Source organism: Nostoc sp. (assembly GCF_036917375.1).
Classification (GTDB): Bacteria; Cyanobacteriota; Cyanobacteriia; order Cyanobacteriales; family Nostocaceae; genus Nostoc.
In genome coordinates this window covers 1-12,296 of record NZ_JBALDN010000062.1, presented here as the reverse complement: position 1 = coordinate 12,296, position 12,296 = coordinate 1, and the positions used below count along the sequence as shown (strand labels likewise).

General features: G+C 39.7%; 11 protein-coding genes. 1 reads left to right on the top strand and 10 read right to left on the bottom strand.

Going from position 1 to position 12,296, the window contains the following annotated elements:
- Positions 1-57 precede the first annotated feature (57 nt).
- From V7K45_RS16645 to V7K45_RS16605, 9 genes are all read right to left on the bottom strand, one after another.
- Positions 58-1,344, bottom strand: a complete 1,287-nt coding sequence (locus tag V7K45_RS16645) for a cation:proton antiporter (RefSeq protein WP_335005285.1) — start codon at positions 1,342-1,344, stop codon at positions 58-60.
- Positions 1,345-1,747: 403 nt separating this feature from the next.
- The gene (locus V7K45_RS16640; RefSeq protein ID WP_335005283.1) at positions 1,748-2,182 is read right to left on the bottom strand and encodes a hypothetical protein; all 435 of its coding nucleotides are present in this window, start codon (positions 2,180-2,182) and stop codon (positions 1,748-1,750) included.
- A 172-nt stretch (positions 2,183-2,354) separates the two neighbouring features.
- Complete coding sequence (locus tag V7K45_RS16635; protein WP_335005281.1) at positions 2,355-3,101, bottom strand: GDSL-type esterase/lipase family protein; 747 nt, start codon at positions 3,099-3,101, stop codon at positions 2,355-2,357.
- Between the two features lie 1,065 nt (positions 3,102-4,166).
- Positions 4,167-5,234 (bottom strand): NADPH dehydrogenase NamA, encoded by a 1,068-nt coding sequence (gene namA, locus V7K45_RS16630; protein WP_335005279.1) that lies wholly within the window; start codon positions 5,232-5,234, stop codon positions 4,167-4,169.
- Between the two features lie 463 nt (positions 5,235-5,697).
- Positions 5,698-5,904: a hypothetical protein gene (locus tag V7K45_RS16625; protein WP_335005277.1), complete on the bottom strand. Its 207-nt coding sequence runs from the start codon at positions 5,902-5,904 to the stop codon at positions 5,698-5,700.
- A gap of 454 nt (positions 5,905-6,358) precedes the next feature.
- Positions 6,359-6,553 carry a hypothetical protein gene (locus V7K45_RS16620; protein ID WP_335005275.1) on the bottom strand — a complete coding sequence of 65 codons (195 nt, stop codon included), beginning with the start codon at positions 6,551-6,553 and terminating at the stop codon, positions 6,359-6,361.
- Positions 6,554-7,144: 591 nt separating this feature from the next.
- Positions 7,145-8,326 (bottom strand): hypothetical protein, encoded by a 1,182-nt coding sequence (locus tag V7K45_RS16615; RefSeq protein ID WP_335005273.1) that lies wholly within the window; start codon positions 8,324-8,326, stop codon positions 7,145-7,147.
- Between the two features lie 275 nt (positions 8,327-8,601).
- The gene (locus V7K45_RS16610) at positions 8,602-8,850 is read right to left on the bottom strand and encodes a helix-turn-helix domain-containing protein (RefSeq protein WP_335005271.1); all 249 of its coding nucleotides are present in this window, start codon (positions 8,848-8,850) and stop codon (positions 8,602-8,604) included.
- A gap of 473 nt (positions 8,851-9,323) precedes the next feature.
- Complete coding sequence (locus tag V7K45_RS16605; RefSeq protein ID WP_335005269.1) at positions 9,324-10,205, bottom strand: shikimate dehydrogenase; 882 nt, start codon at positions 10,203-10,205, stop codon at positions 9,324-9,326.
- A 104-nt stretch (positions 10,206-10,309) separates the two neighbouring features.
- On the opposite strand from V7K45_RS16605, the gene V7K45_RS16600 reads away from it, so the two are divergent.
- Positions 10,310-11,242, top strand: coding sequence for an alpha/beta fold hydrolase (locus V7K45_RS16600; protein WP_335005267.1), 933 nt, complete (start codon positions 10,310-10,312; stop codon positions 11,240-11,242).
- A 56-nt stretch (positions 11,243-11,298) separates the two neighbouring features.
- On the opposite strand, the gene V7K45_RS16595 is transcribed toward V7K45_RS16600, so the two are convergent.
- Positions 11,299-12,018 (bottom strand): hypothetical protein, encoded by a 720-nt coding sequence (locus tag V7K45_RS16595; protein WP_335005265.1) that lies wholly within the window; start codon positions 12,016-12,018, stop codon positions 11,299-11,301.
- Positions 12,019-12,296: the final 278 nt, after the last annotated feature.

Here is a 12,296-nt window from a genome sequence, read left to right as displayed (position 1 = left end):
CTCAAAACTAGCTTGGTAAAGTACTAGATACTTAATTAATCTAATATTTAAATTTGCTTAAATAGAAGATTTCTCATAGCTTGTACCGTGCAATAAAAAGGCAATTAGTGGTGATGCCATAAGAGTAGTAATGACCGCCATAATAACCATTATAGTGAATAAAGTTGGGGTAATTATACCTTGTTCTAGACCAATGTTGAGGATGATTAACTCCATCAAACCACGAGCATTCATCAGAGCGCCGATAGTTGCAGATTCGCGCCAATTTTCCCCCGCTAATTTTGCAGCCAACATACAAGCAACACCTTTGCCAAGAATTGCGATCGCAATAATTAATAGCGTCACTCCCCACAAAGTAGGTGTGTTTACCAATCCAATTTGAGTGTTTAATCCAGAGAAGACAAAAAATATCGGTAACAAAAAAGAAGTAGTTAAAAACTCAGTATATTGGCGAATTTGTTGGGCGAATTCTCCGCGTGGTGTCACTGCTCCCAACACAAAAGCACCAAATATTGCATAGATACCTGTAACATCGGTAAACCATGCACAAAACATCAAAATTATCAACATTAAAGTCAGGGTTTGTCTGTTCACACCTTCGCGTTTTGTCATGCGTGTGAATGCTTTGAGTAGAGGTTGTCCGAGAAAAATCGCAAATAGCACATAGCAAATGCCACCACCAATTGCTAATATGGCTATGCTCAGAGAATTTTTCACGCTAGCAAGCACAATCGCCAGCAAACACCAAGCAACTGCATCATCTACTGATGCTGCACCTAAAGCCAAAGTACCGAAGCGAGTTTGTGTAAGACCGCGTTCGTAAAGAATACGAGCTAACATCGGGAAAGCCGTAATTGTCATCGACGCACCCAGATACAAAGCGGCTGACCAAGGCATAACTTTTGGTTGAAAGAAATCGCCATTGTGATAAAACCAAAAAGATGCGATCGCTCCTAAAATAAAAGGAGTGATAATCCCAGCCGCAGATAGCAAACTTGCACTTTTAATATGATGTTTTAAGAGTTTGGTATTAAACTCTAAACCAATCAAAAACATATAAATTACTAACCCAATCTGGCTAATAGCATATAAAATCGACATCGATGGATTGGGTATTTTGAGTCCGACAGCAGTGATGATGGGAAGCTTAGGAAATAGCCATTGCTGAAAATCTGGTGCAATTAATCCTAAAAGTGATGGCCCTAGCATTACACCTGCGATCATTTCGCAAACAACATCGGTTTGACCAAGATAGCGGCGTCCTATAATCGTGACAATGCGACAAGTTGCTAAAATAACTGTGAGTTGTAGAAATAGCCGAATAACCAGATCAAAATTTGACATTGCACTTCCTTAATTTACGTCTCTGCATTGAAGAATCTCTCCAGACTCTAAAGTTTGTCCTGTTTACTCATATATGATTATTACATCAGCACAAATGCCAATTTTGTAAACATAAGATAGCTGTTTGTAGTTTGATGAGATACAACAAGCAATACGTTGCTTTGGTTTCCAAAGTTATCTTGTTCTTAAGAACGCACACAACTGTACGTCAATACAACATATTGCATCCAAACTAAAACCGCCATATCTGATTTTTTATGATTTGTTAATTTGCGATTTCTAGCATTTTTTATCTATTTGAGGCACAATCGACTGTAGGGACGCACAAATGTACGTCCCTACCTACGGTTGAATTACTAAAAATTACTAGAATTTTTGATTAAATTAGTTTCGATTTAAAATTTTACAACCACTCTCCGCCCCGGAAACGCCAACGAGGAAAGATAATTCGCATCAGGCTTTGGGAACTAATAAAAACTGCTAGCCACACGATACTATAGTGTAATAAAAAAGCTCCTGGCGAAAGTTCTTCTTTCGGTAAAGGTATTGGCAAGAAGCCAAATAGCTTAACTCCACAAAATATAAATATTAATTCCCATATACCAGCTAAGAGTTGATAAGCTGCGGGCCAATCTCTATCCCAACGGGATTTTTGTAGATAGTCATAAAGTACATCCCAACCTAAACCAAAGATGGCGACATAAGCAAGTATCCAAAAATAAACCGAGTTAGAACCAGGGCCAATCCAACCCATTGCAAATGGCAAAGATACGAGTAAGCCGACAGTTGCCAGTAATAATAATCGAGTTTGCCAGCGACCAAATAAAGTTGGTGTCATAGGAGTGCTGAGTTAGGAGTTATGAATAATATAGAAAAATTAGAGTTTTTATAAATAGATTTTAATTCGCTTTCATTAAAAAGTCAGCAAGATTGTGGTGCTTTTTGTAAGGATGGCAAATACGAGAAGATCAGCTAGCCCCAAAGCACCAACACATCTATTACTATTATTATTAGGATGGTTTAAGGTGATAATCAAATTTAGAATGGTAAGCTGCATTGGCAAAGCTCATTGAAGGTATGGCATCCCAATTGATTACATCTTCTAACAAAGCTTGATAACCTAGCGTATTGGGATGAAGTCCATCTTCACTCAAGCGTTTGAGTCGCCAACTTTCACCGCGTTCCATCCATTGTTCAAAAATATCCAAATAGGGAATCTGCCGTTTGCTGCAAGCAATTCGAGTTGCTTCTTTGTAGCGGTACTGGTCAGCATGATTATAGTAAAAACAATCTAAAAATGGCATTTTGGCTTCATCCACTGGCACCATGCCCACAAATAACACAGGACAAAGTTGCTGTGCTAAATCTAGCAAAGACGCAATTTCCTTTTCAAACAATGTAAAATCTGTGTAACTTCGACCATCGGGACGCGCCAACCGGGCTGAGTCATTCACCCCTACTGATAAAATAATCAAATCAGGAACGCGATTTCGCAGTTCACCCCGGTGGCGAAATTCAACTTCCAGCCTTTGGGCTACTTGTTGGGTGCGATCGCCTCTTACCCCTAAATTATAAAGAATATGACCGGCACTATCCGGCAACATCCACCATCGCCTTAGTTGCTCAATCCAGCCTCCTTTTTCCGGGTCGCCGAATCCATAAATTAAGCTGTCCCCCAGTGCGACAATCTTCATAGGCTGAAAGTGATTTGGTGGTACAGACAGCTGCATTGAGGAAGAAGCGAGAAATGTGTGCATTTAACGACTATATTTTATATCTTTACAAGATTCTATACATTTCTATACCATAGATGGCTATCTTTAGTATTCAAGCATCTATAGAGTTTTTGCTTGTTGATATAGTTGTAAGGTTAATATTGTCGCAGTTGAGCCTGTTCCAAGTCTGGAAGAGGTGATTGATTTTCAGCTTCACCACCTAGTATGACCATCCATAGGGTTGAAACTGCGATGGCTGCGCCAACGCCAAGGGCGAACGCTAACCATAACCCTCACCATGCCAAAGCTCCACGTTGCCAACCCGATCGCTTGAGGCATTGATAAATGTGGCATCTGCTTTGAAACTATGCATGACCACTCTTTGAGATGCTTGTTTTTCAGCATTTTAGTTCTGAATACACACCTAGCTTCATGCTTGATTTTCTCGTTTTTAGTTGTGAATACTCACACCTACGTAATAAACCTACACCTATCAGAGCAGGGCTGATTCATTCCATTTCAAACAGGATTTGTCAAGATGGTTAGCAAGAAAAATGTCAGTAAGCGTGACGAAGAAATGAACATTTAAGCACTGAAATCTCAGTAAAATAGTTGGTTTCATCGGCACGCCAGTAACAAAATAACTAATTTTTAATCGCTATAACCCTTGATTTTTAAAGCTCTTTGGGGAATGAATCAGCCCTGGCAAGCGGGGAGGGGAGACAAAGCGTAGCTTTGGCGGGGTGGGGTTCTTCTTTTGGATTTATGCAAGAGACTTTATGAGCTGCGCTCACAAGGAACAATGAAAATGTCTTTTCCTCCTGTCTCCTGCCTTCTCCTCCTGCCTCAAAACCAGTGACTTTGTACCTCATGCAAAAGAAAACTGCTGTATGTGTACATCTTAGCGAGTCTAGGTTTAAGTTTTTTTCGTACTCATGCTTTTTTTAATTCGGGATTTGGGCCTTGTTAAATATCAACCCAAATCCAGACACCGAAGCATTTTAGACTTATGTCCCCACCCTGCTTGGCATTTTGGCGTAGGTGTATATTGTCGTAGACATCGCTTTAAGTTGTCACCAATCTACAGAGCATGACAACGAGAAAAGACTACAGCCAAGCGCGATCGTATTGAACAGGCCAGAGTTTATCGTGTCCCAGTTGTTTGGCTGCAAGATGTGGCCAGTAAGGATTGCGGAGTAGTTCGCGTCCTAACAGCACTATATCAGCGACTTCTGTACGAATAATTTCGTCAGCTTGTTCGGGGGATGTAATTAAGCCCACGGCTCCTGTATGAATATTAGCTTCGCGGCGGATGCGTTCGGCAAACTCAGTCTGATAACCAGGTTTAATTGGGATATGAACGCCCGGTATGATACCGCCTGATGAATTGTCGATCAGATCGACTCCTAGAGACTTGAGTTTGTCGCTTAAAGCAATACTTTGCTCAATGTCCCAGCCATTGTCTACCCAATCGGTGGCGGAGATGCGTACCCAGAGTGGATGTGTTTGAGGCCAAAACTCTCGGACTGCTTGAACTACCTCTCTAAGCAGACGAGTCCGGTTTTCAAAGCTGCCACCATAATCATCTTGACGGTGGTTAGAAAGGGGTGAGAGAAATTGGTGCAGTAGATAACCGTGGGCAGCATGGATTTCCACTACCTTGAAACCAGCTTGTAGAGAACGTTTGGCAGCTTGAGCAAAGGCGTCAATAATTTCTTGAATTCCCTCAAGACTAAGAGCTTCTGGAATTGGGCTATCTTTGCTAAAAGCGATCGCACTACTCGAAACTAAGGGACGCCAACCTTCCTGAGATTCATCTAGTGCTTTCCCTCCCTTACTCGGTTTGGCAGTGCTGGCTTTTCTACCTGCATGAGCTAGTTGAATACCTGCAACAGCACCAAAGTTATGAATTAATGCCACAGTCTTGGCTAAAGTTTCGATGTGTGAATCTGACCAAATTCCCAAATCTTGCGGGCTAATGCGTCCACGCGGCTCTACAGCTGCCGCCTCTGTGAACACTATACCTGCACCGCCAACTGCGCGAGAAGCTAGATGAATAACGTGCCAATCATTAGCATATCCATTTGTACTGGAATATTGACACATCGGTGAAACGGCGATGCGGTTGCGAAAGGTAACTTCACGAATTTTGAATGGTTCAAATAGATGTGCCATTAATATTGATTCCTTCTCTTGCTAAGTAAAATAAATTAGGGAGGGATTTACAGCATGAATTCGATTTTGCATTAATTAAATAGAGAAGTCAAAATTCAGAATGCAATCATTGGATAATTTAGACCCACCACTTTACTTTATAGTCTCTCCGCAAATTCAAAATTTGGTGGATTAAACCCGTTTATCTCTCTACCAGTCGCACAGAACTCAATTTAGCATAGTGAAAATTAAGCAACGGAGTGCCATCTTATCGCCCAAAGTGAACTAATAATAATAGTCTTACTGCATAGCCAGTTTGCTTAAGAGTGGGAATAAGAGAAGATTTTGATAGGGAACTTAAACCCTTACTTTCAGCCGGTAATTTACTAGAGTAGTTCTTGAGTAGGGTAGTATTCCTCTAGCCGACGCTCGCGGACTCGCTACCGCTACGCTATCCTGCCCTACGCAAGAACTGCCTATTTTGTTAAATATTTGTTGAATGACTAGAGTCATCATAGAGCTTTGGATAAATAGGCTGATTGTCAGGCTTTTGAGACTGCAATTCCCAGATATCGCGTTTTCCTAGTTCTTGATCCACTAATAACTGTAGATGATCTGGTAATTTAGTTGTTTGCCAAATTGACCAAATTTCTCCATCAAATAATTCTTTTTCAATTTTTCCAGAAAACATGATTTTACCTCCACGAATGTTCAGTTTTAAGTTTAGTAACTCCTAATTTAGGAAAGACGAAGTAACAAATTTGTCATTCTTCATTCTTTCGCTATCTCTAAAATACAGGTAGTATTCGCTCTTAATACTGCTTGTTAATAAAATCTCTAACTTGTGCATCGTTAAGTAACTTTTAATTACAGATATTGTCGATGGGATCGCTTCCTGTAAGGTCAATGCTTCGTTAAAAGAAGGCAATCGCATGAGCATTATCATCAGCAATTTCTCTACTCAAAATTAAATGTAAATCCAGGGTCAGGAATCAACCTGCTACTAAACCTTCTGTGTCTACCAGCGGTTCTAAGGCTGGACTATGGTCAAGTCTTTTCATGCCTGCTCTGCTAATCTTTTTCCGCATCAAGCGTATATAATCATGAGCTTCTTATAGCGCGACGATTAGGACGCCCTTCGTCATCTACGAAGCAACCGTACCAGAAAGTGCTGTTGCTGCACTCGTACCGCAGTAACCTTTATCTACGAATATCACTCTTATCCCTTGAGCAGCAGCATTCCAAGTTGCTGATGCACCACTGCTTATGACTAGAACATCAATCTCTAAATTCATTTGCGAAGTCGAACTATTGCCTGACTCAGATTGATATGTACTCACGATTACATCTCCTAAAAAGTTTACTTGACACTAAATTTTGAGTTTATTGGCTAACCCACCTAATTTTCTGACAAAATACGATAAGTGCATCGATTTACCGTACTATACATTTATGAGATTTGCATAGATTGTGCCAAAAAACAAGAGGGTATTAAAATTTATTGATATTACCTTGAATAAAATGCAACCTGTGGCGAAAGCTTTCTCAAAAAAATAAAGGACAAGAACTATACTTGTCCTCAATGGTTAAAATAATATATCCTGCATCGAATAAGAGTTAGATGAGACAGGGCATAACTTTCAGCTTAACAAGCTTGCTATGCATATTATAGTTATGTAAAATACGTATTATACTTTGGATAAAAAAAGTAACTTGTTCGCGTATATTTTACGCGAACAAAACTAATAATTAATCTTGCTTATAGTTCAATACGCTTGGTTTAAGGGTTATTGGTGTAGATAATTGCTCTTTCCAGACGCGATAAATCGCATCTCTACATCCGGGTTTTGAGTTTATCTAAACTGTATTGGCTGGCAGTTTTCTGCAAGAAAGAATTGATAAACGAGATTCTCTACAATCTAGTTGCTCAATTAAAACTTAACGAAATAAGTATTTGTTGGTAATTGTTGGGCAGTTCCTACATTTGTAGCCAAGTCATTGATTTTATTATCTGTTTTGATTACTGCAAACTTATCAGTAAATAGCAATACTTCACCATTTCCCGGTGTTACCCAAGCCTGGCGAGTCATTAGGTTTTTGGAGACAACTAAAAGAGATGCATCTCCACGGTAAGGAGAGATGGGTTTACCCATGAAGGTTTGATTATCTCTATTGGCGATCGCATAAGCAGCAGAGGAACCCACAAAAATTTTACTCCCATCTGAGTAAATAGTTTTAGGGAAATTGCTACTGCCGTCTCCCATCCCCGCAGTTGTAGGTTTTCTTGGAATACTTAGCTGTCCGCGCTCCACAGTAAAATTAGTCAGATTAACAGTTCCTATATAAACCTTTGTCTCATCACGGGTTTGTGCAGCATTGGTATAGCTGTCTGTGGTAATCAAAGTCTTTGTTAATAAGTCTTTGCCATTCCACCTGTAGATTGAGTTACCCCCATAAACTGAACCGAGGACATAAAGCTTGTCTTCAACAATATGCAATCGGTTAAGTCTTGTGTCTGCCATGTCGTGAGCAAGATCGGCAGAATTGTAGCCCCAAAGCTTACCTTGGTTATTTCCTGCTAAATTTGCCAAAGCAAATATTTTTGCTCCGTCGAAAACCATTCGGTAAAGAAAAGCTACCTGGACGGGAATACCTAACCTCTTTTGTTGCTGGTAGCCACTAGTGTAGAGATACCCGTTTTTATACTCAAAATCCATTACCTCAGTTACGCCATAACTCTGTTTGGCTTTAAAGTTGAGGTTTTTGTCATAAATTGATAGAGTATTTGCAGACTGGTAAATAATCCAATCTTGCAAAAATTTTACTCGTGTCTTTGAATTAGCTGTATTGCTAACTATTTTTTGCCTAGTTCCGTCAGTTTTGATTTTTACTAGTCCTGTTGGAACAGCTAAGACATAAGTTTTGCCGTCAATTGCTACAATGTCACGAGCATCGTAATTAGAGTTTGGGATTAGTTTTTTTGTTCCATTACTTTCTACTTCCCATACACCTTCAGTATTGATGACCGCAACTTTACTGCCATTAGTGCAAGCTGCTCTTGGCGAAGAAATATTAAGATATGTAGCTAAAGCGGGGGTAGAGTAATCAAACATTATACAGTCCTAGATAAGGTTGACTGAAAAATATTGGCCTTCAATTAAGAAAAGAATTTTGGGAGTTTTTGCGCGTTTTTAAGCTAAACTCGCCTTTAAAAGTGCAGAAAATATCGGCTACGGTAAACTCAAACTCAAAGGTTGAGTAATCCGCAAAATATGCATATCTGCAAACATCGCTAAAATTAGAATTGAATTGTTTGGGGTTATGTCGTAGCGATAACCTGTTAATTGGGGGAAAGAAACTTCAATTAATTTGCCTCTCTGGCTGCTTTCTAATTCGACAAATACTTCACCGACACTTTCTGCCCCAGCTCACCCATCTCCTTTAACATCCCCTCAATCTTTTGCATAGCTAGAGATGAAGGCTTGGCATGTCCTTTCTCCCAACGGTTTACCGTCGAGTAAGTTATACCTAAAGATGCTGCAAACAGTTCTTGGGTAAGACCAGTTATGCTACGAAGTTCACGGATGAGCTTTCCAACTTCCGGTTGCTTGATTAGCAAAGGTTTCTTAATGGTCATTTAGCTCAGAACGCACCTGTTAATCTGGCGAGTGATATGTATTCCGCTACATCCTATTAGGGCTAATGCTGAATTGATAGGCGAAAATATACTAGATTTTTTATACTTTCTTGATTTGCTGAACAAGTAATTACACGTCCGTAGATACGGTATTTCCTAATGAGATTTATAAGGAATCAATTACATAACGAAATAAGCATCCTGTTGTAAAGGAGGGGTTGAACCTATAAAGTAGACTTCTTGCATAAGTCGGGAAAAGGGGGAAGAGGAAAAGGTTTTGTATTGTCCCTTTAACCTTTACCCTTTTCCCCAAGAATGCAAAAAGCACAAATGCCAAGAGGTCTAGTGAATTACTCCTTCTGCGTCCTACCTTTTTCAATCCTGAATTACTCATAAAGACAGGGAATAGGGAAGAAGAAATAAAGCTGAATTGTAATTTTATTAAAAAATCAAGTAGGAGTCTTATAGAAGTTTCATTTCCCCAAACCCAGGTGATTTTGTAATGCTTGGCGCATTACTTCTACAGGCAAAGTTTCCTGCTGCAACCAGATTTTTAATGCTGCTACCCCTTGTTGAACTAGCATTTCTAATCCATCGATCGCAATTGCGCCTTGTTTTTCAGCCTGCTGAAGAAATTGCGTTGGTTTAGGAATATATATTAAGTCGTAAGCGATCGCACCCGTTGGTAAATTTGCGATTTCTTCTACACTCAAAGGCGATTCATCGACTTTGGGATACATCCCAATCGGAGTTGTATTTACCAGCAGATTTGCTTGAGGAATGAGCTTTGGTAATTCCTCCCATTGATGAACCTGGAATTTATCAGCAAGGGCTGAATTGCTCCAACTATTGCGGAATTCTTGTAATCTCTGCATATTGCGCCCAACAACATGAATTTGGGCAAAACCTAACTGAGTACAACCTGCGACAACTGCTCTAGCTGCACCACCATTGCCTAAAATTACCGCTATTTTCTGACTCCAATCTTGTTTATATGTTGTCTGCAAAGGAGCAATAAATCCTTCTATATCTGTATTTGTGCCTACCCATTGGTTATTTTGGCGGCTAACAGTATTCACGGCTCCAATAGTTTGAGCCAGGGGTGTAATTTCTGAGAGTAAGGGAATGATTGCCTGTTTATGAGGTATTGTCACACTAAAGCCAACAACCCCAACAGCAGCAAAACCTGCGATCGCCACCTCTAAATTCTGTGGTTCAATCGGAAAAGGCAGATAAATGTAATCTAATCCTAATTGTGCGATCGCTGCATTATGTATCACTGGCGACAGCGAATGTTCCACCGGATGCCCAATTACCCCTAGTAGCTTAGTTTTGCCTGTAATTTTTTTAGTCATTTGTCATTAGTAAGTAGTTATTCTCCCCTGCCCCCCTGCTCCCCTGCCCCAATCCCCTCACCTAGCCTACAATTATTAAAAGCTCCTTAACATTTCTTTAAATCATGCAGGCAACTACAGCCTCCTCTACAACTCCAATTCCTGGCAAATATTGGCAGTGGCGCGGGCACAAGATTTACTATGTGCGTGCGGGAGAGAAACAAACGCAACGTCCGCCTTTGCTTTTGGTACATGGATTTGGTGCTTCTACAGACCACTGGCGCAAGAATATCACAGGATTGTGTCAAGATTTTGAAGTATTTGCGATCGATCTTTTGGGATTCGGGCGATCGGCAAAACCAAAATTGCAGTATAGTGGCGACTTATGGCGCGACCAACTCCATGATTTTATCAGCGAAGTGATTGGTCAAAAAGCAGTATTAGCCGGTAATTCTCTTGGTGGTTATGCTTGTTTATGTGTTGCAGCCCAACGTCCTGACAGTGCGGCTGGATTAGTGTTGCTCAATAGTGCCGGGCCTTTTAGCGAAAGCCAGCCGACATCTGAACCGGAAGCTTTGCAAAGCGAAATTCAGCCACCCAAACAACCCTCTTCTTTAGAAAAATTACTGGGTGACTCAGTTAAATGGATGTTTCAACAACCTTTAGCTCAGTTTCTGTTATTTCAATATGTGCGACAACGTTGGGTAATTCGCCAAACTTTAGAAAAGGTATATCTTGATAAAAGTGCAGTTACAGACCAATTGGTAGAAGAAATTTCTCGTCCTGCTTTTGATGCGGGTGCATTGGATGTATTTGTTTCAGTTTTTAGCAGTCCTCAAGGGGAAAAAGTTGATGTACTACTAAAACAATTAACTTGTCCTTTATTGATGTTGTGGGGAGAAGCCGATCCTTGGATGAATACTAGAGAACGTTCTCCAAAGTTTCGTCAATATTGTCCTGGATTGACAGAGCATTTCTTAACAGCAGGTCATTGTCCCCACGATGAAGTACCCGATAAAGTAAACCAACTTTTGCGCGATTGGGTTTTGTCTAAGTAAACATGAATAATTAAAGGTTTGTAGTAAGCGGCTTCAGCTGCTTACTACGAACAAACTTATTTAAAAACGTAAGATTTAATTTCTTGCTCTATTTGGTCACTAATAATCTCAGTTCCCATACCGATTTTATCGAGGTTAACCCTCACAAAATTTGTTTTGTCTTCTTTTGTAAACTTTTTATCATTATCCGAGTCTTTAAGAATTTTTAGAAAAATTGCATTTTGGCCTGGAACAACAACCCAACTGATGATTCGAGTATTATTTGGGGTAATTTGCTGGAGGTTCTTACCTGATAAATCAGAAAGATAGCCAATAGTAGCATCTTCAATATTAAGTTTTTTATCTATATTTGTATCTTGGTCAATGATTTTATATAACCAAACTCTTGTAGTGGGCTTGTTTGCCGCTTTTACTTCTAATAAATCGAAAGAAGCGATAATGGCTTTTTTATTTAATAAAAGATGAGCTTCACCACTTTGCTTTTGATAAAAGATGATGTTATACAATTGATTATTTCTTTCTTTTTCATAAGAGCGTGAAAGGTTTAAATCAACTCCTTTATCTTCATACTGCTCTGCAAGACTAACAGGAATCATCAGATAATCTGATTGCTCCTTGATAATTAAATCGCCATAGATAAGATTTGATTGTGGCTTCGGTTTCTCAGTTGCTTTTGCCTGTTCTGCATTTTTACTAACAGAAGATTTACAGGAAAAAGAAAGGACAGCTACAATCATAGCTATAGTAATCTTATTTAAAAAGCGATAATTTTTCATGAAATTTTCCTCGCAGGATATGTTGCTGTCTTATTTTATTCGCTGCTGGAAAATTAGCTAGAGTCCAATACGCTCCAATACAGTTTAGCTAAGACTAAAAATTATACTAACGTAGGTTGGATTTCGTTTCTTAACTCAACATTATCGAGACTTTGTTGGGTTTATCTACCGCTCAATTCAACAAACTGGAGTTTAGACTAAATCGTCGAAATCAAAGAAAAAAGAGGAGGTCTGATTGAACACAGGCCCCCTTTTGACAGAAGGTGAGAGAAGAACCA